Raw genomic sequence first — 340 nt, forward strand, 5'->3', positions numbered from 1 at the left:
GGCACGGTAGATCTTTTTGGCGATGGCTTCCACCTTCTGCTTCAGGGGCATCTCCAGCGGGTAGACGTACTGGATGGGACGGTCCTCCATGACCTCCAGCACCTTCTCGGCCAGAGCCTAGCCGCCCTCGCCGCCTTTTGCGAACACCTCGCTCAGGACGCAGGGCACGCCCTGCTCGGCACAAACCTGCTCAACGTATGCCTGCTCCTCCGGGGTGTCGGTGGGGAAGGCATTGATGGCCACCACCACCGGCAGGCCAAAGCCGTTCTTCAGGTTGTCGATGTGGCGCACAAGGTTGGAGGCACCAGCCTTGACAGCCTCGAGATTCGGCTGGTTCAGG

The 340-nt window shown here is 62.4% G+C and carries 1 pseudogene; it reads right to left on the minus strand.

From position 1 onward, the window contains the following. Positions 1 to 291, minus strand: a pseudogene (locus tag P0G09_RS16265) (formate--tetrahydrofolate ligase); the annotation flags it as partial. Between the last annotated feature and the right edge of the window lie 49 nt (positions 292 to 340).

It is taken from the genome of Faecalibacterium sp. DFI.5.82 (genome assembly GCF_029076575.1).
Taxonomy (GTDB): domain Bacteria; phylum Bacillota; class Clostridia; order Oscillospirales; family Ruminococcaceae; genus Faecalibacterium; species Faecalibacterium duncaniae.